Raw genomic sequence first — 26,685 nt, forward strand, 5'->3', positions numbered from 1 at the left:
GGCGGTCAAGGCGGCGGTCAAGGTGGCGGTGGCGGTGGCCACGGCGGCGGACCCGCACCCCAGGCTGGTGGCGGCGGTGGCCCCGGTGGCGGTGGCCACGGTGGTGGACCCGCACCGCAGGCCGGTGGCGGGAACGGTCCCGGTGGTGGCGGCCACGGTGGCGGGCCCCAGGCCGGTGGTGGCGGCGGCAATCGGCGGCGGTGGTCCCGGCGGCGGTGGCCCTGGCGGCCGCGGTGGCGGCCCGGCAACATCACCCGGACAAGGTGGTGGGCACGGCGGCCCCGGACCTCAAGGACGCAGCCCCAAGCCTCCGGCTACCGAACTGCGTGGTGGCCTAGGTGTGGCGGGCGGAGTCAACGCCGGAGTCAACGGCAGCCTGCGTGGCCCCGGGGCCAATGTTCGCGGCGCATTCCGCGGCACCGGGGCCCCGGCCGTCGATTTCCGGGGACCGTTCCGCGGACCGGGCGGGCCGCTCGCGGACTTCCGCGGCGGCGTCCGCTTGGGCGGCATGGCGGCTGGCAACTTCCGGGCACCCTTCCGAGGGCTGGGGGCGCCCCCATTCGGGCGCTGGTGGGGTCCACGGGGCGATTTGGGCATCAACCTGCGAGGGCCCTTCGGGGCGGGCGCCAACCTGAACTGGCGTTCCGGCTGGCGGGGTGGACCGGCTTGGCATTTCCGGGGCGACTTCCGTGGGCCTGGGGCTCCGCTCGGGGATCTGCGCTGGGATGTGAGATTCCGTAGTCCGGCTCTGCGCCTGCTTGCGCCGCCCTGGCACGGCGGTCCGGCACCATGGGGATTGGGCCGTGCGCCATGGGGCTGGGGCCCTCCGCCGGCGCCGCCGTTGGGCTGGGGTAATCCGCTCAGGGCCGCCTTGGCACCCTACGGGGGCTGGGGACCGTGGCCGCCGCCGGCGGGCTGGGTGGCGCCCACCCTCAACTACCTGGGGTACTCGGTGCTACCGGTGTGGGACCCCTACTACCAGGGCTGGGGCTTTTGGCTGTATGGGATCTGGGTCCCGCTGCAGCCTTACTGACCCCGGAACCTCACCAGCCGATGCCGAGCTGTTGGCACGTGGCCAGCGTCCCGCCATAGGCCACGATGCTGTCGGTCCAGGCGGCCTCGTCGTACTGCGTGCCCGGTCCGGGGCGAACACTCGCGACGAATAGTTGCATGTCGTCGATGTAGCGCTGCAGCGCCCGGGTGGATAAGCGTGGCGGGCTTGAGTGCGCGTCGAGCACCTGCTGGGTGCGGCGTGCCCAATCCTGAGTGTCGGTGACGAACTTCGGCAGTGCGGCGTCACGTTCCGGGGAGCCCGCTTCACCGGTGGCCAGAAATGCATTGCTTCGGTCGTCATTTTCCTTCATCAGCGGCCCGATCGCCTGACAGAGCGCCTTGTCCGCGTCCGCAATCGAGGGCGGTTTCGGTGGGCCGGGCGGTTGCGAGGGCTCGCTGAAGAGGGAAATCAGCGAAAGCACCAGCGCGACCGTCGCCAGCAGCACCGCCAGCAGGACGCCCACAGTCGTGCGGGAAGGGCGCTGGAGTTGCCGGGGCGCGGGATTGAAGTCGGGCGGCGCCGGCACTGGCGCGGGCGGTCTTGTTTCGCGGGAAAACCGTTCGGTCTGCGGCGGCGGAGGCCGAAATCCGCCACCCGTTCGAGCTGGATCAAAATCCCCACCGCGAGTGCTCATGTAAAGCCAGCGTAGTCCCACTCGCGAGCGCCGCCCAGGCCTCGCGCGGCGGGCGCCGGCGCGCGTAGCCTCGGAATACAAGCACCCGGATAGGAGGAGCGACCATGCGCAAAGGTCTGGTGGTCGGCGGTCTTTTGGGCGCCATTGTCTCGGCAACGATCGCTATGCCGGTGGCAACCGCGGATCCGCAGCAGTGCAATACCACCTTCGGTCAGACGGCGTCCGAACAAGTCCAGGGCTATCTGGATCGTCATCCGGACGTCAAGGCGGAGATCACTGCCCGGTCGCAGGCGTCGGGTTCGGGTACCAACCTGGTTGACTACCTCAACCGGCACCCGGACGTGCGGCAGGCGCTGGTCACGCTGGCCAATCAGTGCACCTCATAAGGTGATCGGGCTTCGTCCAAAAGCGCCGCTGCGACGCGGGAAAATGTTCGCGGTTGACTGAAAATAGGAACACGTTCTAGCGTCAAAGCCGTGCCCGCTTCCCTCTTCTCAAACGCATTGACCGAAGCCATCGCGGAAGCCGAGAATCTGGTGGCTGCCGCGCCGCATATCGAGACCGAAGCCGACCTCCTCGAAGGCCTGCAGTATCTGGCCGGATGTATCGCCGGGTGCATGCATCTGGCGTTCGACTACGAGCGCGACCACCCGTTCCTGCAGTCCGGGACCGGGCCGTTCACCAAGATGGGTTTGGACAATCCCGACACCCTGTACTTCGGCACCCGCGTGCACGCCGACCACGATTACGTGGTCAGGGGCGTCCGCGGCACCACCACCGACCTGAGTTTTCAGCTGCTCGGCGGGGAGTACACCGATGACAATGTGCCGGCCAGCCAGGCCGCGTTCGACGACCGCGAACTCGACATCGCCCCCGACGGAAGTTTCGAGTGGCGGGTGCGACCGACCAGCCCGGGTCAGCTGGTGATGCGCGAGGTGTACGGCGACTGGAGCGCCCGGCGGGGTACGTTGACCATCGAACGGGTGGACACAGCGGGCACCGCGCCGCCCCCGCTGACCCGCCAGCTCATCGAAAAGCGGTACGCGACAGCCGGAAGACAGCTGGTGAACCGGGTGAAGACCTGGCTGCAGTTCCCGCAGTGGTTCTACCTCAAGATCCCGGTCAATACGATGGTGCCGCCCCGACTCACGCCAGGCGGTCTGGCGACCCAGTATTCGTCCGTCGGTCACTTCGAGTTGCGCCCCGATCAGGCGCTGGTGATCACCATTCCGGTCAGCGACGCGCCTTACCTGGGCTTCCAGCTGGGCAGCATGTGGTACATCTCGCTGGACTACATCAACCATCAGACGTCACTGAATAACACTCAGGCACAAGCGGATCCGGACGGCAAGGTTCGTATAGTGGTCAGTGACCAGAACCCGGGGGTCACCAACTGGGTGGAGACGCTCGCTCACCGCCGCGGGTTCCTGCAGTTCCGGTGGCAGCGGGTATCGCGGGAGCTCACCGAGGCAGACGGTCCCACCGTGCACCTGGTCGACGTCGACGCGGTTCCGGCCGCGTTGCCCTATTACGAGCACAACAAGATCTCCGAGGACGACTGGCGAGCGCGAATTGCGCTGCGTCAACAACAAATTGCGGCAAGGATGCTGGGATGACGGATCTGCTCGACGGCAAGGTAGTGGTGATCAGTGGGGTGGGCCCGGGGCTGGGCACCACGCTGGCGCGCCGATGTGCGACAGAGGGCGCCGATCTGGTGCTGGCGGCCCGCAGTGCGGATCGCCTCGACGATGTGGCCAAGCAGGTCATCGACCTTGGCCGTAAGGCGGTGGCGGTGCGCACTGACATCACCGACGACGAGCAGGTGAATAATCTCGTGGACGCCACACTCGAGGCCTACGGTAAAGCAGATGTGTTGATCAACAACGCTTTTCGCGTGCCGTCGATGAAGCCGTTGGCTGGCACCACGTTCCAGCACATTCGCGATGCGATCGAACTGAGCGCGCTGGGCGCTCTGCGGCTGATCCAGGGCTTCACTCCGGCGCTGGCCGAGGCGAAAGGTTCCGTCGTCAACGTCAACTCCATGGTGATCCGGCACTCTCAGGCCAAGTACGGGGCCTACAAGATGGCTAAGTCCGCGCTGCTGTCCATGTCGCAGTCCTTGGCCACCGAACTGGGGGAGCAGGGCATCCGGGTCAATTCCGTTGCGCCCGGCTATATCTGGGGCGACACGTTGCAGGGATACTTCAACCACCAGGCGGGTAAGTACGGCACCACCGCCGACCAGATCTATCAGGCCACCGCCGCCAATTCCGACCTCAAGCGACTGCCCACCGAGGACGAAGTGGCGTCGGCGATCCTGTTCATGGCCAGCGATTTGTCCAGCGGCATCACCGGGCAGACGCTGGACGTCAACTGCGGGGAGTACCACAACTGATGACCGACTTGGCTGGCCGGACCGATATCGGCACCGTCGACGATCTGCACGCGTCGGCAACCAAGCTGACCGGGCTGGACGATTTCGGCCCCGACGACGACAACTACCGCGAGGCCCTGGCCGTGCTGCTCGACGCGTACAAGCGCGAGGCGAGCCTGACGGTGTTGGGCAGCAAGATGAACCGGTTCTTCCTGCGCGGGGCGCTGGTGGCCCGACTCTTGTCCCAGTCCGCGTGGAAGCAATACCCGGCGCACGCCGAGGTCCCCATCGAGCGACCGATCTTCGTGACCGGACTGGTGCGGACCGGAACGACGGTGCTGCACAGGCTGCTGGGGGCGGACCCGGCGCATCAGGGTCTGCACCTGTGGTTGGCGGAGTTCCCCCAGCCGCGCCCACCGCGGGACACCTGGGATTCGAATCCGTGGTATCGACAGCTCGACGCACAGTTCACCCAGCACCACGAAGCGAACCCGGACTACACCGGCCTGCACTTCATGGCCGCCTACGAGCTGGAGGAGTGCTGGCAGCTGCTACGGCAGTCGCTGCATTCGGTCTCGTACGAAACACTGGCCCACGTACCCAGCTACGCGCAATGGTTGTCGCAGCAGGACTGGACACCGGCGTACCAGCGGCACCGTCGCAACCTTCAGCTCATCGGCCTCAATGACGTCGACAAGCGGTGGGTGTTGAAGAACCCGAGTCACCTTTTCGCGCTGGACGCGTTGATGGCGACCTATCCCGATGCACTGGTGATTCAAACCCACCGGCCGGTGGAGACGATCATGGCCTCGATGTGCTCACTGGCCCAGCACACGGCTGAGGGATGGTCTACGACGTTCCACGGCGCTCAGATCGGTGCCGACGCCATGGAGACCTGGTCGCGAGGCTTGGAGCGCTTCAATAGCGCTCGAGCCAAATACAATCCGGCTCAGTTCTGCGATGTCGACTACAACGAATTGGTCAGTGATCCATTGGGAACGGTCGCCGAGGTGTACCGCCACTTCGGGCTGACCCTCACCGATGAGGCGCGAAAAGCCATGGAGGACAGTCACGCCGAAAGCAAGACGGGTGCCAGGGCGCCAAAGCACCAGTACTCACTGGCGGATTACGGGCTGACTGCGGAGGCCGTCAAGGAGCGCTTCGCCGGGCTGTGAGCGAGGACCCAAGTATCGGGGCATGCGAGGCTATGCCCACCTTGGAGCGACAATGTCGCTGCGGCACCGCAGGATTGATCGACCGCCGCCGTGCTCAGTCGTCCGTGTCGCCGTGCTCGAGGACGCCTTCGGCGACCGCGTGTTCGATGCTGTCGGCCAGCCGCGGACAAGCCCGGGTACGCGCAGTGTCGCCACCAGCGGCGCGTACTTCGGCGAAGTGGGCGCAACGCTGGGAGGCATCGCTACTCCATTGCACCGCAGTGTGTCCCGGCCCGAGCCGGCGCACCGTCACCGTGACGTGACAGAACCGGCAATCCACCGGTTGCAGGCCGACGCTCAGGTAACGCTCGCGGTCCGCTCTGCTGGCCTCGGCAACCTCGGCCGCACGACGCGGATCGTTGCTGAAATCCCTTGACTTCGACCAAGACCCGGACCCTGGCCGCTGCGAGCGTGGCTCATCGTGATCGTGGTGATCACCGTGCAGCAGCAACATCGACCGCGCCAGCCGGTCGACGTCGGGAACGTCCGGTCGATCCTCAGACATGGTGACCGGGGTTACTGAGCCGGCACTTCGTCCGAGACCGATTCTTCGGCATCCCGGGCCTTGAGATTCTCGGCGACCTCTTTGTTCCAGAACTCGTTCGCGCGGGTGGTGTCCACCTCGATCTCGAAGCGCTCCACCATTTCCGGCTGGATGTCGGCCACGTCGACATAGAACTGCTGATACCAGCGCCGCAGCTGGTAGACGGCGCCGTCCTCCTCGACCAGCAGCGGGTTGTCGATCCTGGTCTTGTGCTTCCAGATCTCGACGTCCTGCAGGAAACCCTTGCTGACGCCGTCGGTGAATACCCGGGACAGCTTCTCGGTCATCTTTTCGTCCATGCCCTTGGGCTTTTCGACGATGACACCCCACTGCAGGACGAAGGAATTCTGGGTGACCGGGTAGTGGCAATTGATCAGGATCGACTCGGCCTTGTAGTCGCCGTATTTGTTGTGCAGCCAGTTGATCATGAACGACGGACCGAAGTACGAAGCCTCCGAATCCAGGTGCGCCTCACCGTAAGAAGTCCCGAGGTCGTTCACGTCGGGACGGCCGACATTGTGCAGGTACTGCGAGGCGATGTGACCCTCGAAGACGTTCTTGAAGTACGTCGGCAAACCGAAATGGATGTAGAAGAAATGCGCCATGTCGGTGACGTTGTCGATGATGTCGCGGCAGTTGGATCCCTCGATGAGGATGCTGTTCCAACGCCAGTCGGTCCACTCGTCGCTGCTGGCTTCGGCGAGCTCCGGTATGCGTACCGCGGGGTCGGGTGGGTTGCCCTCGTGGTCGTGCCAGACAAACAGCAGGCCACTGCGGACATCGGTGGTCCACGAGCGGGTACGCGCCGTCTTCGGTGTGCGTTTGGCGTACGGCACCAGCTTGCAGCGGCCGTCGCCGCCCCAGCGCCAGTCGTGGAACGGGCAGGCGACCTCATCGCCCTTGATGGTGCCTTCCGACAGGTCGCCGCCCATGTGCCGGCAGTAACTATCCAGCACCTTCAGGTCACCATGCGAATCGGCGAAAACCACCAACTTGGTGCCGAACGCATTGACCGCGTGCGGCTTGCCGTCCCGAAAGTCCTTTGCAACGCCCAGGCAGTGCCAGCCTCGGGCATACCTGGTCGGCAAGGCGCCGGGGTCGATTTCCCGGACACCGACGCCGCTTGTGTCGGTACTCACCCTGGTCACCTCCAGATTGCGGGCTGATTATTAGAACACGTTACAGTTTTGTGCCTGGAGTCCGCAACGACGGTCGAGTCTGGCTGCGATAGCCAGCAGCGTATGCGCTTTGCGGTATATGTAATTGATGCCGCTGTATTCCTTCGAGGGTCGTTCACCAAAGGTCGACCCCACCGCCTTCGTGGCGCCGACCGCAACCCTGATCGGTGACGTCACCGTCGAGGCGGGGGCGTCAGTCTGGTACAACGCCGTTCTACGCGGCGACTACGCGCCGGTGGTGATCCGGGAAGGCGCCAACGTGCAGGACGGCTCGGTGTTGCACGCGCCGCCGGGCATCCCCGTCGACATCGGACCCGGAGCCACGGTGGCCCACCTATGCTGCATCCACGGCGCACACGTGGGCAAAGAGGCGCTGATCGCCAACCACGCCACCGTGCTGGACGGCGCCGTGATCGGCGCCCGGTGCATGGTGGCGGCGGGTGCACTGGTCACCGGCGGCACGCAGGTCCCGGCCGGAATGCTGGTGACCGGTGCGCCGGCCAAGGTGAAAGGCCCGATCGAAGGGACCGGCGCCGAGATGTGGGTCAACGTCAATCCGCAGGCCTATCGTGATCTGGCCCAGCGGCATTTGACCGGCGTGGAGCCGGTTGAGAGCGAGTAGGCGCTACGGCTCGATCTTCTTGGTGCTGGCCGCCGCGCGTTCCATCTCCCAGTAGGCCCGTAACGCCACCAGTTGGCCATCGTCGTTGGCCTTGTAGGTGAATACGCCCTCGGCGGTGACCTGGTATCCGCCGGTGGAGATCAGGATGTGCCCGACATTGGCTTCCTCGTTGCCGCACTGGTAGGTGTCCCGGAAGACGAACTCAATCTTGTCGGTGGGGGCGATAGCCAGGTCCCAGAAGGCCGAGATCGCCTCCCGTCCGCGGTGTCCGTTGCCCTCGGGATCGAAAGCCGAAGGACCGATGGGGTCTTCGACGATGGCGTCGTCGGCGAACACCGCCAACCAGGCATCCTTGTCACGGGCGGCGACCGCGTCGCGGGAGCGGCGTCCAGCCTCATGGGCCGGATGTGGGTGGCTCACTTGTCCTGCCAGCCCGAGTGGATGTAGGTCTCGGCGAAGCGTTTCAGCGAGTCCTGCTTCTTGTCCAGTGGAGCGTCGAAGCTCAACCCGTCGAAGACCCAGGGAATGGTGATGTAGTCCGTGACGCCGATCTCCACGAGCTCACGATGTCCGTCCACCCCGAACTTGTCCATGCACACGGCCTGGTACTCGAACGGGTCATCGGCACGCCCGCTTTCGGCCAGGAGCGTCTTGAGCTTGCTGATGGTTTCGTCCAGCTGCGCGTGCGTCATCATCGCGCTGGTCCAGCCGTCGCCGACCCGGACCGCGCGCTTGAGCGCCACATCGGTGTGACCACCGACATAGAACGGCACCGGCTCGCTGGGGGCGGGGCTCATCTGGAGGCGATCGAAATCGTAGAACTCGCCGTGGAATTCGACCATGCCGCCGGCCAGCACCAGCTTGATCACATCGATCATCTCATCGACACGCTTGCCGCGGCGCGCGTAGGGCACTCCGCACCACTCGAATTCCTCAGGCGCCCAGCCAATTCCGACGCCGAAGCCGAAGCGGTTGTTGGTCAGGTTGGCCACCGAACCGACCTGGCGAGCCAGCAGCAGCGGGTTTCGGGAACCGAGCTTCATGACGTTGGTGTAGAACCGCAGCTTGGAGGTGACCGCGCCCATCGTGCCGGCCAAGATCAGCGGGTCGACCCAGGGACTGTTCTCGTCGAACATCCGCTTCCCGTCAGCGGTGTACGGGTAATCGACGGACTGCTTTTCGAAATAGAAGATCGAATCCGGCAGTGCGATCGAGTCGAACCCGACTTCCTCTGCCGTCTTGGCTAGTTCGACCAGCTGGTCGACTGGGCTGAACGCGATGCTGAGGGTGTATTTCATCCGGCTCATTCCGGCTTATCCTTGCCGACCACCCACATCGAGTAGTACTGCGAGCCGCCGCCGTAGGCGTGTCCAAGTGCCTTGCGCACGTTCGGTACCTGGTGGTCCCCGCCCTTGTCCATCACCTGAATCGCGGCCTCGGCGAAGCGGATCAGGCCGGAGGCGCCGATCGGGTTGGATGACAGCACCCCACCGGACGGGTTGACCGGTAGCCGGCCGCCGATTGCGGTCTCACCGGCCTCGGTCAGCTTCCAACCCTCACCCTCGGGGGCGAAACCGAGGCTTTCCAACCACATTGGCTCGAACCAGGAGAACGGTACATAGATCTCGGCCGCGTCGATCTCGTCGATCGGGCTGGTGATCCCGGCGGCCTTCCACAGCGCGGCGGCGGCATCCCGGCTGGCCTGCGGGCTGACCTGGTCGCGACCGGAGAACTGCAGGGGTTCGGTGCGCAGCGCGGTGGCATGGATCCAGGCCACCGGATGCCCTTCCGCCAGCCGGGCATCGGCGATCTGCTCGTCACCGATCACCACCGCGCAGGCACCGTCGGAGGACGGGCAGGTCTCATCGAAGCGGATCGGGTCCCAGAGCATGGGGGACTGCATCACCTTGTCGACGGTGATGTCGGGCTGATGCAGGTGCGCCAACGGGTTTCGCGCGCCGTTGAGCCGGTCCTTGACCGCGACCATCGCACCGATGTGTGTCGGTGCGCCGGAACGGCGGATGTAGGACCGAACGTGCGGGGCGAAGTAGCCACCCGCGCCCGCGCCCACCGGCTTGATGAACGGAATCGGAATCGACAACGCCCACATGGCATTAGACTCGGACTGCTTTTCCCAGGCCATTGCCAGCACCCGCCGGTACTTGCCGGACTGGACCAGGCTGGCGGCCACCACTCCGGTAGATCCCCCCACCGAGCCGGCGGTGTGCACCCGGATCAGGGGTTTGCCGGTTGCGCCCACGGCGTCGGCCATGAACAACTCCGGCATCATGACGCCTTCGAAAAAGTCCGGCGCCTTGCCCACCACGACGGCGTCGATGTCGTCGAACGTCGAACCCGAGTCCGCCAGTGCCCGGTCGATCGCCTCGCGCACCAGGCCGTTCATCGAGACGTCCTTGCGCTTGGCGACGTACTTGGTCTGCCCGGTGCCCAAAACCGCGGCCAGGTTGGCCCCTGCGCCTGCCATCAGTTCTTCCCTTCCAGAACGGCGACCAGATTCTGTTGCAGTGCCGCGCCGCTGGTGGCATGCGCCAGCACCCGCTGTGCCGATCCATCCCAGATGTGCTGTGCCGCGAAACCGATCCGCTCCAGACCCGCGACGAACATCGGGTTGGCGGCCAGTGCGCCACCGGAGGGATTGACCTTCGTCGAATCAGACAGTCCGATGGCCTCCGCCAGGATCAGGTGCTGGTGGGTAAACGGCGCATGGATCTCGGCGACGTCGACGGTGGCATCACCACCAGTGGCGGCCTCGGCGGACGCGGCGGTAGACGGTGACGCGGTGAGGTCGCGGGCGCCGAGGACCGGTGTTTCGATCCGGTGCTCGATTCCCGTTATCCAAGCAGGGTTTTCGCGGAGCTCACGTGCGCGGTCGTCGGCGGCGAGCACGATGGCTGCGGCGCCGTCGGTGATCGGCGCGATGTCGTGGCGTCGTAGCGGGTCGTTGAAGAACGGGCGCTCGAGCAACTCGTCGATGCTCTTGGCCGGCTTCTCGGAGTCGTTGCGTTCGGCTTGCGCGAACGAGTCCAAGGCGACCTGCGCCATCTGTTCGGCCGTCCACTTGCCCGAGTCCAGGCCGATGCGAGCTTGTAATCCCGCCAGCGACACCGAATCCGGCCACAGCGGCGCGACGGTGTACGGGTCGAGTTGCCGGGTCATGATCTGGCGCAGGATCCCCGCCGAGGACTTGCCGAAGCCGTACACCAGCGCGGTGTCGACCTCGCCGGTGAGGATCTTGATGTAGGCCTCGTAGAGGGCCCAAGCGGCGTCCATCTCGACGTGCGACTCGTTGATCGGCGGCACAGCGCCGATCGAGTCGATTGCCGAGATGAAGGAAAAGGCGCGCCCGGCAAGGTAATCCGAGGAGCCCGAGCACCAGAAGCCAATGTCGGCCTTGGTGATGCCCAGCTCCTGGTAGAGCTGGGCGAAACACGGCATCAGCATTTCGACACCGTTGGTGGTGCCGTCGGTACGGCGGACATGCGGCGCGTGGGCGAAGCCGACGACCGCGACATTGCGTTCGCTCATTAGTGAGTAAGCCCTTTACAGGTGGTGCTTGTAGGTGTCGTAGTCGGCGTCCGGTTCACCGGTCGGCCGGAAATACTCGATGTTGTCGATGCCGAAGCCCCACTCCTCGCGGGGCCGCCACACCGCCTCGACTCGCATGCCCATTCGCACCTCGTGCGCGTCGACATCGGCGACCAGGTGCAGGAACGGGATATCAGCGCCGTCGAGCAACACGTAGGCCGCGACGTACGGCGGCTTGATGCGCTGGCCCTGAAACGGGATGTTGATGATGGCGAACGTCGTTACGGTGCCCTTGTCCGGCAGCTCGACGAAATCGGTGGTGGGCAGGCCGGTGGCGGGGTCGGCACCGTGCGGCGGGAAATACACCTTGCCGTTCTCGCCCGTTTTGGCCCCGAGAAGTCTGCCCTCGGCGATGGCGCGTAGGTAGGCGCTCTCCTCATGGGACGCCGTGTGCTGGATCGTCAGCGAGATCGGAGTGACGATCATCGTCACCGGGTCCTGGTCATCGGCGACTTCCGCAACATCCTCTTCTTCATCGCCCAGCGCGAAGTAGGCGATGTCGGTGATGGCGCCCACCGTCTCGTCGGCCCAGTGCACGTGCACCCGTGCGCCGGACTCGATTGCGTCGGGTGATCCGGCGTCCACCGCATGCACGAGGGGAGTGTCGGCGCCGTCGAGCTTGATCAGCGCCCAGGCGAAGGGCCGGTCCAGCGGCTCGCCGCCCAGCGGTTCGGGTTGCCAGGTCCAGGACACCACCGTGCCGACGCTGGATACCGGTACCATCTCGCCCAGCGGTTCGTAGGTGACCGGGTCATATTCCGGCGGCGGCACATGGACCCGGCCATCGGACCCGCGGACTCCCAGAACGCGGCGCCCACGCAGTGCGGTGAAGAACTTCCCTAGCGTGGGACCCACCGAACGGGTGTAGTCGAAGGACAACGTTAACGGTGCGGAGAGAGGCGGCTCAGGGTGATCGATCAGGGCCGGGCCGCTCGAACTGGCTGTCACGCCTTCGAGTAGAACAGGTTCTAAGAGTGGTTTCAACATCCGCTTCAAGGAGGCGACAATCGTGAAGCTCGGACTGCAACTCGGGTATTGGGGCGCTCAGCCGCCGGAGAACCATGCGGAGCTCGTCGCCGCCGCCGAAGACGCCGGCTTCGATGCGGTGTTCACCGCCGAGGCGTGGGGTTCGGACGCCTACACGCCGCTGGCCTGGTGGGGGTCGTCGACCCAACGGGTGCGGTTGGGCACCTCCGTGGTGCAGTTGTCCGCGCGCACCCCGACAGCCTGCGCGATGGCGGCGCTGACGCTGGATCACCTCAGCGGCGGCCGACACATCCTCGGACTGGGCGTGTCCGGCCCGCAGGTGGTCGAAGGCTGGTACGGGCAGCGTTTCCCCAAGCCATTGGCGCGCACCCGCGAGTACATCGACATCATTCGTCAGGTTTGGGCCCGCAAAGCGGCGGTGACCAGCGCCGGACCGCACTATCCGTTGCCGCTGGATGGCGAGGGCACAACGGGTTTGGGCAAGGCTCTCAAACCGATCACGCATCCGCTGCGCGCCGACATCCCCATCATGCTGGGCGCCGAGGGCCCCAAGAACGTGGCGCTCGCCGCCGAGATCTGCGACGGCTGGCTGCCGATCTTCTACTCGCCGCGAATGGCCGACACCTACAACGAATGGCTGGACGAGGGGTTCGCCCGGCCCGGCGCACGGCGCAGCCGCGAGGACTTCGAGGTGTGCGCGACGGCACAGGTGGTGGTGACCGACGACCGGCCCGGAACGTTCGCCGCAGTCAAGCCGTACCTGGCGTTGTACATGGGTGGCATGGGCGCCGAGGACACCAACTTCCACGCCGACGTGTACCGCCGGATGGGCTACTCCGAGGTGGTCGACGAAGTCACGACCCTGTTCCGGTCGAACCGCAAGGACGAGGCCGCGAAGGTGATTCCGGATGAACTGGTCGATGACGCCATGATCGTCGGCGACCTTGACTATGTCCGTAAGCAAATCGCAGCCTGGGAGGCGTCTGGCGTCACCATGATGGTGGTGGGGGCTCGCAGCGTTGAGCAGGTCCGAGACCTGGCCGCGCTGACCTGACGGCCACGCTTGCGACGGCGTTAGAACACGTTCTAGATTGGCCCGGTGGGGCTGATCTCAGAGGGCGCGTGCGTCGCTGAAGGACATCTCCACGTTGGCTGCGGATTGGACCATCAGCGCCCGCTTGGGCAGCCCCAGCGTCGACAATTCCTTCGCATAGGGATGGTCGCCGAGACGGATCCGGGCGCCACCGAGACGGGTCCGCACGCCCGATGTCTGCATCGTCGAGGTGATCTCCCGGGTGACACCGTCCAGGTGGGAGTACGTGGTCAGGGACTGCTGGGCAGGCGCCGGATGCGGCAGCCCACGGCTGAATTCGATCCCGGTGATCAGCTGGCCGTCGGCGCTGACATCGAAGGAGAACTTGCGGCCCTGCCGAACGTTGAAGTCCGCCATGATCTTTGGGTAGCCCCAGATGGTCCGGCCGGCTTCCAACGTGAATTCCTGGTCGACCGGCAGCTGATGGATGAAAGTGGCGGCCTTGGCCATCGCCCGGATTCCACTGGTGTGACTGCCGGGCTTGTTGACCATGAAAGCGGTGCCGTACTCGTGATACTTGCCGAGGTCACCGTCGATGTAGCGGACCAGCAGCTGCAACAGGATGGCCCGTCCGGGCAGGTACTCGAAGATTTCGAGACCGCTGTAATCGATCAGGCGCTGCGCCGCTTTGGCGTCGACAGAAAACATCGCAGAGTGCTGGTCGGCTTTGCGGATGACCACCGGCATGGTGAGGACGGTGCCGGCGATGGTGTGTTGCGAGACAGACATAGGGCTTACTGTAATGGGCTCGAGGACGAAAACTGGAGGCTGTAGATGACCGATGTTGCCGGGAAGACCTTCCCGCCCGCACCGCCCGAGATCCGCAACATCGATCTGGCGGATGGCAACTTCTACGCCGACGGTGTTGCGGCGCGCGAGGCTTACCGCTGGATGCGCGCCAATCAGCCGGTCTTCCGGGACCGCAATGGATTGGCCGGTGCCACAACGTATCAGGCGATTCTGGATGCCGAGCGCAACCCGGAGCTGTTCTCCAGCACCGGGGGCATCCGCCCCGATCAGCCGGGCATGCCCTACATGATCGACATGGACGACCCCGCGCACCTGGTGCGGCGCAAGCTGGTCAATTCCGGCTTCACCCGCAAGCGGGTGAAGGATAAGGAAGCCTCGATCGGCGAGTTGTGCGACACGTTGATCGACGCGGTGTGTGAACGCGGCGAGTGCGACTTCGTCCGCGACATCGCCGCGCCGCTGCCGATGGCGGTGATCGGCGACATGTTGGGTGTGCTGCCGTCAGACCGCGCCATGCTCTTGAAGTGGTCGGATGATCTGGTGTGCGGGTTGAGTTCGCACATCGACCCGACGTCGGCGGAGTTCCAGACGGTGATGGAGGCCTTCGCTGGCTACACCGCGTTCACCATGGACCTGATCGGCAAGCGCCGTGCGGAACCTACCGACGACCTGTACTCGATTCTGATCAATGCCGAGGTCGAGGGTCAGCGGATGTCGGACGACGAGATCGTCATGGAGACTCTGCTGATTCTGATCGGCGGCGACGAGACCACCCGGCACACGCTCAGTGGGGGAACCGAGCAGCTATTGCGGAATCGCCTCCAGTGGTCGGATCTGGTGGGTGATCCCGCGCTGTTGCCTGGGGCGATCGAAGAGATGTTGCGCTGGACGTCGCCCGTGAAGAACATGTGCCGGACGTTGACCGCGGACACGGAGTTCCACGGCACCTCGTTGAACGCGGGCGAGAAGATCATGCTGCTGTTCGAGTCGGCGAACTTCGACGAATCGGTGTTCGATCAACCGGAGAAGTTCGACATTCGGCGAAACCCTAACAGCCATGTGGCGTTTGGCTTCGGCACCCACTTCTGCATGGGCAATCAGCTGGCGCGGCTGGAGCTGTCGCTGATGACTTCCCGGATTCTGAAGCGCCTGCCCGACCTGCGGCTTGCCGACGAGTCGGCTTTGCCGCTGCGGCCGGCCAACTTCGTGTCCGGCCTGGAGTCGATGCCGGTGGTGTTCACGCCGACGGCGAAGGTCTTCGGCTAGGCGCGCGGCCGAGCTCGTAGATCGCGAACCGAACCTGGCTGCGAAAGTTCTTGCTGCAATTCGCAGCCGGGTTCGGCTCGCGGGTGTTCAGCGGTTCTTGAACTGGGGCTTGCGCTTCTCGGCGAACGCGCGGGGGCCTTCTTTGGCGTCCTCGGACAGGAAAACCTGAATACCGATCTGCGTGTCGATCTTGAAGGCCTCGTTCTCGTGCATGCCCTCGGTCTCGCGGATCGTCCGCAGAATCGCCTGCACCGCAAGCGGCCCGTTGTTCTCGATGATCTCGGCGAGCTCGAGCGCCTTAGTGAGCGCCTGGCCGTCCGGGACGACGTGGCCGATGAGTCCCATCTCCTTGGCCTCGGCCGCGGTGATGTGCCGTCCCGTCAGGAGCACGTCGCAGGCGACGGTGTAGGGGATCTGCCGCACCAGTCGGACGGCCGACCCGCCCATCGGGTACAGGCTCCACTTGGCCTCCGAAACGCCGAACTTGGCGCTCTCGCCCGCGACGCGGATATCGGTGCCCTGCAGGATCTCGGTGCCCCCCGCGATCGCCGGTCCCTCGACCGCCGCGATAAGGGGTTTGGTCAGTCTGCGGCCCTTGAGAAGGGCGTCGATGCGCGACGGGTCGTAGCTGCCATCCTTGAAGGAGTCGCCCGGTGGTTTCTTGGTCGCAGTTTTGAGGTCCATGCCGGCACAAAAGTAGCCACCGGCCCCGGTGAGGATGCAGCATCGGATGTCGTCGTCGTTGTCGACGCGGTCCCACGCTTCCACCATGATCTGCATCATTTCCGTGCTCAGAGCGTTGCGAGCGTGCGGCCGGTTCATGGTCACGATCAGGGTGTGACCGCGCTGCTCGACCAGCGCGTCCTTTTCTGAGGGTCCGGAATCGTTTGCTGGCGACTCTGCCACGGCTGTTGCCTCTTCCTCGACGGGGGGTGTGAGCTTGTCAAGAAATGTAACACGTTCTAATTTGGTGACCGTGGCACTGAACATTGCTGACCTCGCCGAGCACGCCATCGACGCTGTGCCGGACCGTGTAGCCCTCATCTGCGGTGACGAGCAGTTGACCTACGCGCAACTGGAAGAGAAGGCCAACCGCCTTGCGCACTACCTGCTCGACCAGGGGGTGCAGAAGGACGACAAGGTGGGGCTTTACTGCCGGAACCGCATCGAGATTGTGATCGCGATGCTGGGCATCATCAAGGCCGGTGCCATCCTGGTCAACGTCAACTTTCGCTACGTGGAGGGCGAGCTCCGCTACCTCTTCGACAACTCGGACATGGTCGCGTTGGTGCACGAGCGTCAGTACTCCGACCGGGTCGCGAACGTGTTGCCGGAGACCCCCAACGTCAAGACGGTGCTGGTGGTCGAGGACGGGTCGGAAAATGACTTCCAGCGCTATGGGGGAGTGGAGTTCTACTCCGCTATCGCTGACAGTTCGCCCGAGCGCGACTTCGGCGAGCGAAGCGCCGACGCCATCTACCTGCTCTACACGGGTGGGACCACCGGCTTCCCAAAGGGCGTCATGTGGCGCCACGAAGACATCTACCGGGTGCTGTTCGGCGGAACCGACTTCGCGACAGGCGAATTCGTCAAGGACGAGTACGACCTGGCTAAAGCGGCCGCCGCGAACCCCCCGATGATTCGCTACCCGATCCCACCGATGATCCATGGCGCCACCCAATCGGCGACCTGGATGTCGCTGTTCTCCGGCCAAACCACGGTGCTGGCACCGGAATTCAATGCCGACGAGGTGTGGCGGACCATTCACAAGCACAAGGTGAACCTGCTGTTCTTCACCGGGGACGCCATGGCGCGGCCGCTTCTGGATGCCCTACTGGCGCACCAGGATGCCGGCAACGAATACGACCTGTCGTCGCTGTTCCTGCTTGCCTCGACGGCCGCGCTGTTCTCGCCAAGCATCAAGGAGAAACTCCTTGAGCTGCTGCCGAATCGAGTAATCACCGACTCGATCGGCTCGTCGGAAACCGGCTTCGGCGGCACCAGCATCGTCGCCAAGGACGCGCCGCACAGCGGTGGCCCACGGGTGACCATCGACCACCGCACCGTGGTACTCGACGAGGACGGTAACGAGGTGAAGCCGGGCTCGGGAGTGCGCGGGTTCATCGCCAAGAAGGGCAACATTCCCGTCGGGTATTACAAGGACGAGAAGAAGACGGCCGAGACATTCAAGACGATCAACGGTGTGCGCTACGCGATTCCGGGCGACTATGCGTTGGTCGAGGAAGACGGCACCGTCACCATGCTCGGTCGCGGATCGGTCTCGATCAACAGCGGCGGGGAGAAGATCTACCCCGAAGAGGTCGAGGCGGCACTGAAGGGCCATCCCGATGTGTTCGACGCGCTGGTGGTCGGTGTGCCCGACCCCCGTTACGGCCAGCATGTGGCCGCCGTCGTGCAAGCCCGGGAAGGGGCACGCCCTTCGCTGGCGGAGCTGGACAGCTTCGTGCGATCGGAAATCGCGGGATACAAAGTGCCGCGCAGTCTTTGGTTTGTCGACGAGGTGAAGCGTTCACCGGCCGGAAAACCGGACTACCGCTGGGCTAAGGAGCAGACCGAGGCGCGGCCGGCGGACGATGTGCATGCCGCGCACGTGTCCGCTTGATCGCTCCTGGGTTGTGCCGGCTGGGGCTTAGCGGCTCATCAGACGGCGTCTGCGGATAACGCGCGGCGCAAAATGGCGGCCTGGTTACGAGCTGAGAAGGCTTGGTAGCCACGCTCGGCGAGTTCGAGGCGTGCGTGGTCATCACTGAGAAGCTCAACGCAGCGGTCGGCCAGCTGGTTGTAGTCAGCAAACGCGACGCCGGGCTCTAGATCCCGATCCTCGACCGAATCGGCACCGCGTTCCGAGACGACAGCACGTCGATTTGCCAGAAGGTATGAAACGCGCACAATTTCAAAAACTTTGGCGTCGTAGAAGTGCATGTTGAGCACGAGCTTCGAGCGGGCAATCCATGCGTCGCGGACGGGGCCGTAGGCGCCAAACAACCATTCGACGCGCAAACCTCGGCGGCGTAGGTCATCCAAGACGGCTTGGCGACGCTCGTTGAGTGAACCATAGAAGAGCACATCGACGTCCTCAGGGCCAGGGACGATTCGCGTCAGCTCCGGGACATATCCGATCGGTACGTGCGTCGGTCGGGGCACTTCCCGGGTGGCGAACCGCTCGATATTGAGTTGGCTGTAATCCCAAACCTGGTAACGCCGGAAAAGCCGGAGAAGCTCGGGTGTAATCCACGTCGAGTCGTCACTGCACTGCTCAAGGTTGTACAGAATCGATTTGGGCGGCGGCTCCAGGCCAAGGGACGGAAGCAAGTTCGAGCCCAGCACGATGGTGCGGCGGTCGTTGAGATCGAGCCGATCGGTCAGCACGGCGTCATGCCCCAGCGCTAAGAGGCCATGGTGCAATGACTCCGCAACCTCGCGAAAACATTCGCTATGGACCGCGCCGGGTGGGGAGACAATCGCGACGGCGAACCGCACTGGTGCAGCGTAGCGCTCGGTCATGGCCCGCGACGGCGCGGTCAGATCGCGGTAATGCAGAGGACTTCGTCGAGGGTGGCGGTGTGGAGTCCGGCCTCGGGGTGGGTGGTGTCGAGGCGGGTGATGTCGCAGCGGGTGGTGTCGAACATTGCTGGGCCGTGTGCTGCGGTGTCGGTGAGGAGGTAGCGGCCGGCATCGGGGGTGCGGTGGACGTCGTCTTCGGTGGCGCAGGTGCCGGTGAGTTTGGTGGCGTCGGTGTAGTTGATGCCGACTTGGCAGACGTGGGGTTCGGCGTTGAGGACCGCGGTCAGGCGGGTGAGCAGGTTTTCGGGGGCAAAGAATTGCCAGCCTTCGGGCAGGTGCAGCCAGAAGCGGGTGTTGATGTGGGTGCGCAGTTGCATCAGGTGGGCGCCGGGGCTGTCTTGGCTGCCGGTGGTCAGGAATTCGGCGAAGGGGTAGCGCTGCTGCAAGGTGGTGCGGTCGTGGGTGGGCAGGCCGGTGTCGAGGATCAGGAAGCGCCCGGCTCGGGAGAGGTCGGTGCAGCAGTGCAGGAACGAGTTCAGCGTTTGTTCGGTGGTATGCAGTTCGGGCCCGGCGATCAGGCTGATGGTGATTTCGCCGGGATCTGCGGTGGTGGGCAGGGACTGGATGAGGGTGTCGGGGTAGCGGGCTGCCGCCTCGATCATGGTGGGTACGCAGACGTCGCGATTGCCCGCTATGCGTTGTCGGTCATGGTCGGGCAGTTCGGGTCGGGCCAACAACTGTCGGCACAAGGTGAACGCTTCGGGATGTTTGCCGATCCATGACGCGCACACCGCCTGCTCATCCTTCGCCCGCCAAATATAGACGTCCGCAGCCACACCGACTGTCTCTTGTTGGGGAAGCGGAATCTCGGCGGCACGCTGGGCGAAGTGGTAGCCGAGCTGGTAGCGCTGGTCTTCCCGGTAACGACGAGCGATGGCATACAACGGCTCGGCGCGAGTTGGCCGAAACTCCCAGGCGCGCAGGTACGCATCTTGCACCTCAGCCCACGGCTCACCGAGTTGGGCCATCGACTCCGCGACCCGCCAAAGTGCGAAGTACACCTCCTCGTCGAATCCATTCATCTCTACGCGCCGCGCATACCAGGTTCGTGCGTTGGAGACATCGCCCATGGCGTAGTAAGTCGCGGCGAGGTAGAACACCGACCGCGCATCTGCAGGGTTGCGTTCGACCTCGGCTAGCAGCAGATCGCGATCGCTCGGCAACTTCTCCCCGGCTTGATTGCGGGCACCGATATTGCGTATGTGGATATGGTATTCGCCCTCGAGGCGGGCGACTTCGCGAGACTCGTGCTCCCAGGTGGCGTACTCGTGCGTGACGCCGAGCCATCGCACCGGCACTGCATTCCGGAAAAGCCATGGCTGCCAATAACTGTCGCCGTTGATGTCTTTGCAGCGCAATAGGTAGATGTCGGCGCTGAGGTTGATGAAGGCGGGCGTGCCGACAACGATGTCGTCGGCATCGATTACCCAGATGTAGTCGGCGTGGCCTTGGGCAAGGTCTATTGCCTCCGTGCGGTTGTGGCCGAAATTGCGCCAGGGCCGCTCGTGCAGTTCCCCGGGGATCCCTAGTCCGGCCATGTGGCGGCGGATGAGGTCTTGGGTTCCATCGTCGGAGCCGGTGTCCACGATCACCCAGCTGCTGATGTAGGGAGCGACGGCGTCAAGCACCTCGTGGACGATGTGTGCCTCGTTGCGCACGATCATGTTCAGACAAATCGTCGGGCGCTCGGTCACCGGGTCAGGCACCGCCAAATTTTATCTGCGGACAGCACTCCACACAGCGCCTCCGAGTGACTTTCAACATTCGGGTACGCGGCTGAGGTCGGCGCGTGTTGTCCTCGAGCGGATATGCCCCGCAAAATAATCTCGCGCTTATCATAGTGCATAGCGCTGAGGCATTTCGCATGTCAGTGTGGAGATTGCGCCGCCAGTCGCAAAGCTCAGATAAAGCGACGGATAGGAGATGAGGGTGGTAACCGCGTCGAATGAAGCCGGTCGCACCAATTTGACTCAGCGGTATCTGAATTTGCTTGAAGCATCGTTAGTTGGCACTCTTTTTGAAGATGCGCCGTGCGATCAATGGTCTGGCGACCAGTTCGCCCCGGACGTTCGCCTACTGGGAAAGGACTGGCCATCCTTATCTTTTTCGATGATCGGAAGTGTTCGCATGCGGAATCTGCGCTATGCGTGTGAGACGGTATTGCTGGATGGCGTGCGGGGCGATTTCATTGAAACGGGTGTTTGGCGAGGGGGCGCCTGCATCATGATGCGCGGGATTCTCGAGGCGTATGGGGACACCACTCGGCGAGTCTTCGTTGCAGACAGTTTTACCGGGCTGCCACGACCAGACCCCGATACCTATCCCGCGGACGTGGACGACGTTCATCACACATATCCTCAACTTCGGGTATCGCGTGCGGATGTAGAGGACAACTTTCGTCGATTCGGTCTACTTGACGAACGGGTAGTTTTCCTTGAGGGCTGGTTCAAGGACACATTGCCGAATGCCGCCATCGAACAGCTGGCTGTATTGCGTCTCGACGGTGACATGTACCAATCGACGATGGAGGCGCTGGAAGCGCTCTACCATCGTGTCTCGTATGGCGGCTTTGTAATTGTGGATGACTATTTATTACCGCCGTGTGCGCAGGCCGTTCACGATTTCCGCGGACGATATCGAATCACTTCGCCGATACTGCCGATCGATGGGACCGGCACGTACTGGCGGGTCGACCACAAGCCGATTCGATAGCCTCAATCACTCCGGCATCTGCCCCTGTGCAATTCGTATGTAACGGTCCTGGGACCCGGTCGGCAGCGTCATGCGCTGCTCAAGTAACGCCACACAGCGTAATGCGAGGTCGAATGACCGATAGCAGTGATGCGCAATCAACGCCAAATGCTTCAACTGCTCATCGCTCATGGTGTCCGCGTTGGCGAAATCACGGACATAGACGATGTCAGCTTCGACCAATTGGTTGAGGCCCTGTCTGACGTCGTTGTTGACGATGCCGGGAGTGATCGGCAATTTCTTGATGGCCGCGAAACAGTGCGGCAAAAATCCTTGATTGCGGAGTTCCATGTCGACCGCGCCGAAGCTCGCTTGGTCTTTATACAATGTGATAAACGAAATCTCGGTCTGAATCGCGACGGCTTCTGCCAGTTTTTTTCGCCCAGCCTCGAATACCGCGAGTTCGCCGCCTTGGATATCAATTTTCAGAAAGTCAACGCGTTCAATCTCCGAGATATCGTCGAATCGGCGGGTCTGCACGGGTACGCGGCCAATCACCTCGCCAGCGGGCTTGAGATATTCAAATAGACCCAACATCAATGGGTCTGGTTCATAGATGCTCGTCATACCGGAGGCAACACATACGTTGAGCGTATGGGCCTCGCCGTCTCCTACCACATATGGCAGATAGCGTTCGTTGGGGCCCTTCAATTTCTGCAATTCCAGCAGCGCTTCTTCCTGGGGTTCAAAACCGGTCACCCGGCATAAACCGGCGTCAAGCATCGCCGCGTATGGGGGTACACCGTCGATCGGATTGGCCCCTACGTCGACGACGTCCGTCAGGCGCGCGGGCTCAAGGATGTCCCGGAAAGCGGGGCTCATGTCGATGATCCGAAAGGTGCGGGATCGGGCTCTTCCGAATTGTGTCCGGTCGACGCAATGTGACACGGTTGAACGGTTGCCGCAAGTAACGAATTCTTCATGTCTGCCCCTAGGCAGGACTCGCCGAAAGTAGGCCGGGCAGTTCTTCCGGAGCTGCTGTCACGAGGTTCAGTAATTCACGACGGTGCTCGGCGAGGAATGCCCACTCCAAGGTTTCCGGAAGTTCGATAGGAGGATGGGGTTCTCGCGCTCCCTTTTCCGTCCGTCGTCGTATGACCGCGCACCCCCAGTCGAGGTCTAGCGTCTTGATATCCAGTTCGGGGTGCGCGCTGCGGAAACGAACCAGGGCCTTCCAGACGGTCCCGTTCCACTCCGAACCGGGTTGATATTCCTCGAGTGGGCGTTGGTGCCACTCGGTCGGCGGATTCGCATCGTGGGCGACGATCCAGCCGCGGTCAGATAATCGGCCCAGCGCATTCTCCAAATCACGTCGGCACTGGTCCTCAGTGTGCAGGCCGTCGATGAAGATCAGGTCATAGCGCTCTAGGCCGAGGCCGCTGGCGAAAAATTCGTCGGAGGGCATCGGGTAGGTCGCGACGGCGCCGCTGAACTCGGGATGGGGATCAACCGAGTGGCGAATCGGGGCAATGACACGATCGAAGTTATCGGCGCCAGCGATTCCAATTTCCAGATAACTATCCAGACCGTTGATCGAAATCAGGACGTTCAGTAGCTGAGTCCGGTGGGTTAGCTTCATCGAGCCGTCAAGGTACGGTTCGGCGTGGATATGGCGGCGAAACCACCCAAAGCTGACCAGATTGAGCAGCCGCTGCTCGCGCTCATACGCTGCACCCTTAGACGTTTTGACTGCAGGTGCTAACTCGTGTTGCGCGCGGCGGTTAGGTCGGATCACTGCGCAACCCCAGCTGGCTTCCACGGTGAGAACTTCGATGTGAGGGTGAAGGACGCGGAATTCGATAACCGCTTGACGAACCTGACCGGCCGACCCCGCTTCCGGCTCGTGTTCGCCCGTGAGTCGTCGATGCCATTCGGCTGGCGGGCTGGTGCCGTCGACGATAAGCGCGCCGGTTGCGGACAGCTTGGGCAGACAGCGCTCGATTATGTCGAGCATGTGTTTCGGCTCGCGCCAGGTGTCAACGAAGATGACATCGTAGCCACCGTCAGGTGATTCCGCCTGAAAGAAATCCTCATCGAGACGGTCGTGTGCGGCCGCGTCATAGGACACAGAGATTTTCGAATCGGCCATTACCGAACCGAAGCAGGCGCTGGGGCCGTCGATGCTCAGTTCGACGAAGTGACTGCTGCCAGCAGTAGTGAGCAGGCCGTTGATGATGTCGGAAGCCGTTGCCGTCCAGGGCAATTCTCGAAGCACGTCTAGACCAGAGATGCACAGGACTTCGTCGAGGGTGGCGGTGTGGAGTCCGGCTGTGGCGGCGCGTTGGCTTAGGTCGGTGAGGGGGTTGGGGTCGGTGTCTTGGAGGTCTCCGGCGCGGTCGAGGCGGGTGGTGTCGAACATTGCTGGGCCGTGGGCTGCGGTGTCGGTGAGCAGGTAGCGGCCGGCGTCGGGGGTGCGGCGGACGTCGTCTTCGGTGGCGCAGGCGCCGGTGAGTTTGGTGGCGTCGGTGTAGTTGATGCCGACTTGGAAGACGTCGGGTTCGGCGTTGAGGACGGCGGTCAGGCGGGTGAACAGGTTTTCGGGGGCAAAGAATTGCCAGCCCTGGGCCAGGTGCAGCCAGAAGCGGGTGTCGATGTGGGTGCGCAGTTGCATCAGGTCCGCGCCGGGGCTGTCTTGGCTGCGGGTGGTCAGGAATTCGGCGAAGGGGTAGCGCTGCTGCAAGGTGGTGCGGTCTTGGGTGGGCAGGCCGGTGTCGAGGATCAGGAAGCGCCCGGCTTGGTAGAGGTCGGTGCAGCAGTGCAGGAATGAGTTCAGTGTTTGTTCGGTGGTATGCAGGTCGGGTCCGGCGATCAGGCTGATGGTGATGTCGGCGGGATCTGCGGTGGTGGGCAGGGACTGGATGAGGGTGTCGGGGTAGCCCGATGCCGCTTCGACCATGGTGGGGACGCAGACGTCGCGATTGCCCGCTACGCGTTGGCGGTCATGGTCGGGCAGTTCGGGACGGGCCAACAACTGCCGGCACAAGGTGAACGCTTCGGGATGTTTGCCGATCCACGACGCGCACACCGCCTGCTCATCCTTCACCCGCCACGCATAGATATCGGTGCGAACGAACAATCGGTCATCGTCTGGGAACGGGATATCGGCGGCCTGCTGAGCGAATTGATAGCCCAGTCGGTACCGCTGCTCTTCGCGGTAGTGCCGGGCAACTGCGTGCAATGGTTCGGCGCGGGTAGGCCGAAACTCCCAGGCGCGCAGGTACGCATCCTGCACCTCCACCCACGGCTCACCGAGTTGGGCCATCGACTCCGCCACCCGATACAGGGCGTAGTACACCTCCTCGTCCCAGTCACCCATCTCAGCCCGGCGGGCGTACCACTTCCGGGCGTTGACGAAATCGCCCATGTCGAAGTAGCTCTGGGCCAGGTAGAAAACTGCTCGGACATCACCGGGTTTACGGTCGACCTCGGCAAGCAGAATGTCGCGATCCCGGGCGTATTTCTGCGGATCCAGATTGCGGGCACCGAGTCGGCGGGAGTCGATGTGGTAATCGCCCTCGAGACGCTTATCCACGCAGGATGCGTAGTCCCATGCGGCATGCTCATGCACGACGCCCTCATAGTGGACGCGCAGTCCGTCACGAAATATCTGCGGGCGCCAATAAGTGTCTTCGTTGCCCGAGTGGCGGAGCGAGTAGATGTCGGCTGTCAGCTGGCTCAAGTCGAGCGAGCCCACGACGGTGTCGTCGGCGTCGATCACCCAGATGTAGTCGGCATGGCCCTGGGCGAGGTCTATTGCCTCCGTGCGGTTGTGGCCGAAATTGCGCCACGGCCGCTCGTGCAGTTCGCCGGGGATCCCTAGACCAGCCATGTGCCCGCGGATGAGGTCCTGGGTCCCGTCGTCAGAGCCGGTGTCCACGATCACCCAGCTGCTGATGTAGGGAGCGACGGCGTCAAGCACCTCGTGGACGATGTGTGCCTCGTTGCGCACGATCATGTTCAGACAAATCGTCGGGTGCTCGGTCACCGGGTCAGGCACCGCCAAATTTTATCCGGCAAACTTGGACCCCACAGTGACTCGGCGTAACTCAACCAACCAGGGTGTGGCTACCCAGGCCACGTCTAGGCGAAAATTTGGGCTTAGTCGCTTACCGCGGCGGACTGCAAAACTGCGGGGCGGGTCAAGCCGAGCCGCCAGTGCCCCCGGTGCCGCCCGTTCCTCCTTTGCCGCCGGTGCCACCACTGGTTCCGACGGCGACACCGCCGTTGTTACCGCCGCCGCCGCCGCTACCGGTGCCGCCTGCGCCGCCGCTACCGGTGCCGCCAGCGCCACCGGTCCCGCCGCCGCCGCCCTTGCCCCCGGTACCCCCGGATTTGCCGAACGCACCGGTGCCGCCGGTGCCACCGGCACCGCCAGTACCGCCGTTGCCGCCGTCACCGCCTGAGGCGCCAGCGCCGCCACCGGTGGCACCTGCAGCTCCGCCGATGCCACCGCCGCCCCCGGTTCCGCCCGTTCCGCCAACACCACCATTGAGGCTGGCGCCGGTACCACCGACACCGCCGATACCCCCGGCGCCACCGCTGCCGGCATCGCCGCCGCTGCCAGCAGCGCCGCCCGTGCCGCCGGTGCCACCGGTCCCGCCGGCGCCGCCCTTGCCACCTACGCCACCGGTGAATCCTGTACCTGCGGTGCTACCACTACCGGCGCCTCCCGTCGCTCCGGTGCCTCCGGCGGCACCTGCACCGCCCGCGCCGCCGGTCCCGCCGTTGCCTGCAGCACCAGTGCCACCGGCGCTGCCGTTGGCGGTACCGCCTGCCCGGCAGCCCGCCGGCTCCACCCGTGCCGCCTGCCCGCCGGTCGTGCCGACACCAGTGCTGGTCCCGGCCGTGCCGCCGGCACCAGCCGCGCCTCCGACGCCTCCATCTCCGCCCTTGCCGGCGGTCCCGCCGGTGCCCCCGGCGCCTCCCGTGCCGCCAGCACCTCCGGTCCCACCAGCACCTCCGGTGCCACCCGAGGTGTTTGCGTTGCCCGCGCCGCCGGTCGCGCCGGTGCCGCCGGCCCGCCGGTG

At 64.1% G+C, this 26,685-nt stretch carries 24 protein-coding genes and 1 pseudogene; 10 read left to right on the forward strand and 15 right to left on the reverse strand.

What is annotated here, in order from left to right; genetic code table 11:
- Positions 1-1,033, forward strand: a 1,033-nt coding sequence (locus BN972_RS23905) for a hypothetical protein (protein WP_167659596.1), incomplete at its 5' end; no start/stop codon positions are given.
- 10 nt (positions 1,034-1,043) lie between these two features.
- On the opposite strand, the gene BN972_RS28960 is transcribed toward BN972_RS23905, so the two are convergent.
- Positions 1,044-1,517 (reverse strand): hypothetical protein, encoded by a 474-nt coding sequence (locus BN972_RS28960; protein WP_235192558.1) that lies wholly within the window; start codon positions 1,515-1,517, stop codon positions 1,044-1,046.
- A gap of 275 nt (positions 1,518-1,792) precedes the next feature.
- Here BN972_RS28960 and BN972_RS23915 point away from each other — a divergent pair, with 275 nt between their 5' ends.
- The 4 genes from BN972_RS23915 (at position 1,793) to BN972_RS23930 (ending at position 5,237) form a co-directional block, all read left to right on the forward strand.
- On the forward strand, positions 1,793-2,074 hold the full coding sequence (locus BN972_RS23915; protein ID WP_051545747.1) for a hypothetical protein: 282 nt from the start codon (positions 1,793-1,795) through the stop codon (positions 2,072-2,074).
- Between the two features lie 90 nt (positions 2,075-2,164).
- Positions 2,165-3,304, forward strand: a complete 1,140-nt coding sequence (locus BN972_RS23920; protein ID WP_036363310.1) for a hypothetical protein — start codon at positions 2,165-2,167, stop codon at positions 3,302-3,304.
- Positions 3,301-4,083: an SDR family oxidoreductase gene (locus BN972_RS23925; RefSeq protein WP_036363312.1), complete on the forward strand. Its 783-nt coding sequence runs from the start codon at positions 3,301-3,303 to the stop codon at positions 4,081-4,083. Before BN972_RS23920 ends, BN972_RS23925 begins: the two co-directional genes overlap by 4 nt.
- Entirely contained in the window at positions 4,083-5,237 is a 1,155-nt protein-coding gene (locus BN972_RS23930; protein WP_099051185.1) for a sulfotransferase family protein, read from the forward strand. The genes BN972_RS23925 and BN972_RS23930 overlap by 1 nt, the downstream gene beginning before the upstream one ends.
- Before the next feature lie 94 nt (positions 5,238-5,331).
- Here BN972_RS23930 and BN972_RS23935 read toward each other — a convergent pair whose 3' ends face one another.
- Positions 5,332-5,781 carry a hypothetical protein gene (locus tag BN972_RS23935; RefSeq protein WP_036363313.1) on the reverse strand — a complete coding sequence of 150 codons (450 nt, stop codon included), beginning with the start codon at positions 5,779-5,781 and terminating at the stop codon, positions 5,332-5,334.
- Positions 5,782-5,792: 11 nt separating this feature from the next.
- Positions 5,793-6,959 (reverse strand): Rieske 2Fe-2S domain-containing protein, encoded by a 1,167-nt coding sequence (locus tag BN972_RS23940; RefSeq protein ID WP_036363316.1) that lies wholly within the window; start codon positions 6,957-6,959, stop codon positions 5,793-5,795.
- A 127-nt stretch (positions 6,960-7,086) separates the two neighbouring features.
- Here BN972_RS23940 and BN972_RS23945 point away from each other — a divergent pair, with 127 nt between their 5' ends.
- Positions 7,087-7,620, forward strand: a complete 534-nt coding sequence (locus BN972_RS23945) for a gamma carbonic anhydrase family protein (protein ID WP_036363319.1) — start codon at positions 7,087-7,089, stop codon at positions 7,618-7,620.
- A 3-nt stretch (positions 7,621-7,623) separates the two neighbouring features.
- Here BN972_RS23945 and BN972_RS23950 read toward each other — a convergent pair whose 3' ends face one another.
- The 5 genes from BN972_RS23950 to BN972_RS23970 are packed head-to-tail and all read right to left on the reverse strand — an operon-like array spanning position 7,624 to position 12,174.
- Positions 7,624-8,040, reverse strand: a complete 417-nt coding sequence (locus BN972_RS23950; RefSeq protein WP_036363323.1) for a nuclear transport factor 2 family protein — start codon at positions 8,038-8,040, stop codon at positions 7,624-7,626.
- The gene (locus tag BN972_RS23955) at positions 8,037-8,918 is read right to left on the reverse strand and encodes a TIGR03619 family F420-dependent LLM class oxidoreductase (RefSeq protein ID WP_036363919.1); all 882 of its coding nucleotides are present in this window, start codon (positions 8,916-8,918) and stop codon (positions 8,037-8,039) included. The genes BN972_RS23950 and BN972_RS23955 overlap by 4 nt, the downstream gene beginning before the upstream one ends.
- 5 nt (positions 8,919-8,923) lie before the next feature.
- Positions 8,924-10,105, reverse strand: a complete 1,182-nt coding sequence (locus tag BN972_RS23960; protein ID WP_036363326.1) for a thiolase domain-containing protein — start codon at positions 10,103-10,105, stop codon at positions 8,924-8,926.
- Positions 10,105-11,166: a thiolase domain-containing protein gene (locus BN972_RS23965; protein ID WP_036363328.1), complete on the reverse strand. Its 1,062-nt coding sequence runs from the start codon at positions 11,164-11,166 to the stop codon at positions 10,105-10,107. Before BN972_RS23965 ends, BN972_RS23960 begins: the two co-directional genes overlap by 1 nt.
- Before the next feature lie 15 nt (positions 11,167-11,181).
- On the reverse strand, positions 11,182-12,174 hold the full coding sequence (locus BN972_RS23970) for a Zn-ribbon domain-containing OB-fold protein (protein ID WP_036363331.1): 993 nt from the start codon (positions 12,172-12,174) through the stop codon (positions 11,182-11,184).
- Between the two features lie 61 nt (positions 12,175-12,235).
- On the opposite strand from BN972_RS23970, the gene BN972_RS23975 reads away from it, so the two are divergent.
- Entirely contained in the window at positions 12,236-13,267 is a 1,032-nt protein-coding gene (locus tag BN972_RS23975; RefSeq protein WP_036363334.1) for an LLM class F420-dependent oxidoreductase, read from the forward strand.
- Positions 13,268-13,324: 57 nt separating this feature from the next.
- On the opposite strand, the gene BN972_RS23980 is transcribed toward BN972_RS23975, so the two are convergent.
- Entirely contained in the window at positions 13,325-14,035 is a 711-nt protein-coding gene (locus BN972_RS23980) for an acetoacetate decarboxylase family protein (RefSeq protein WP_036363336.1), read from the reverse strand.
- A 45-nt stretch (positions 14,036-14,080) separates the two neighbouring features.
- Here BN972_RS23980 and BN972_RS23985 point away from each other — a divergent pair, with 45 nt between their 5' ends.
- The gene (locus BN972_RS23985) at positions 14,081-15,322 is read left to right on the forward strand and encodes a cytochrome P450 (protein WP_051545748.1); all 1,242 of its coding nucleotides are present in this window, start codon (positions 14,081-14,083) and stop codon (positions 15,320-15,322) included.
- An 87-nt stretch (positions 15,323-15,409) separates the two neighbouring features.
- Here the strand turns inward: BN972_RS23985 and BN972_RS23990 are convergent, their stop codons facing one another.
- Positions 15,410-16,228, reverse strand: coding sequence for a crotonase/enoyl-CoA hydratase family protein (locus BN972_RS23990; RefSeq protein ID WP_036363925.1), 819 nt, complete (start codon positions 16,226-16,228; stop codon positions 15,410-15,412).
- 64 nt (positions 16,229-16,292) lie between these two features.
- On the opposite strand from BN972_RS23990, the gene BN972_RS23995 reads away from it, so the two are divergent.
- Positions 16,293-17,945, forward strand: coding sequence for an acyl-CoA synthetase (locus BN972_RS23995; protein WP_036363338.1), 1,653 nt, complete (start codon positions 16,293-16,295; stop codon positions 17,943-17,945).
- 38 nt (positions 17,946-17,983) lie between these two features.
- Here the strand turns inward: BN972_RS23995 and BN972_RS24000 are convergent, their stop codons facing one another.
- Both BN972_RS24000 and BN972_RS27865 read right to left on the reverse strand, forming a co-directional pair.
- Positions 17,984-18,823: a hypothetical protein gene (locus tag BN972_RS24000; protein WP_080697158.1), complete on the reverse strand. Its 840-nt coding sequence runs from the start codon at positions 18,821-18,823 to the stop codon at positions 17,984-17,986.
- A gap of 41 nt (positions 18,824-18,864) precedes the next feature.
- Complete coding sequence (locus BN972_RS27865) at positions 18,865-20,613, reverse strand: glycosyltransferase (protein WP_235192559.1); 1,749 nt, start codon at positions 20,611-20,613, stop codon at positions 18,865-18,867.
- Positions 20,614-20,830: 217 nt separating this feature from the next.
- On the opposite strand from BN972_RS27865, the gene BN972_RS24010 reads away from it, so the two are divergent.
- Positions 20,831-21,619: a TylF/MycF/NovP-related O-methyltransferase gene (locus BN972_RS24010; protein WP_036363344.1), complete on the forward strand. Its 789-nt coding sequence runs from the start codon at positions 20,831-20,833 to the stop codon at positions 21,617-21,619.
- Positions 21,620-21,625: 6 nt separating this feature from the next.
- Here BN972_RS24010 and BN972_RS24015 read toward each other — a convergent pair whose 3' ends face one another.
- From BN972_RS24015 to BN972_RS31295, 3 genes and pseudogenes are all read right to left on the reverse strand, one after another.
- Positions 21,626-22,480 carry an FkbM family methyltransferase gene (locus BN972_RS24015; RefSeq protein ID WP_036363347.1) on the reverse strand — a complete coding sequence of 285 codons (855 nt, stop codon included), beginning with the start codon at positions 22,478-22,480 and terminating at the stop codon, positions 21,626-21,628.
- Between the two features lie 109 nt (positions 22,481-22,589).
- Complete coding sequence (locus tag BN972_RS28515) at positions 22,590-25,655, reverse strand: class I SAM-dependent methyltransferase (protein ID WP_142277170.1); 3,066 nt, start codon at positions 25,653-25,655, stop codon at positions 22,590-22,592.
- A 148-nt stretch (positions 25,656-25,803) separates the two neighbouring features.
- Positions 25,804-26,685 (reverse strand): annotated as a pseudogene (locus tag BN972_RS31295) (hypothetical protein); the annotation flags it as partial.

Source organism: Mycobacterium asiaticum DSM 44297 (genome assembly GCF_000613245.1).
GTDB classification, from domain to species: Bacteria; Actinomycetota; Actinomycetes; order Mycobacteriales; family Mycobacteriaceae; genus Mycobacterium; species Mycobacterium asiaticum.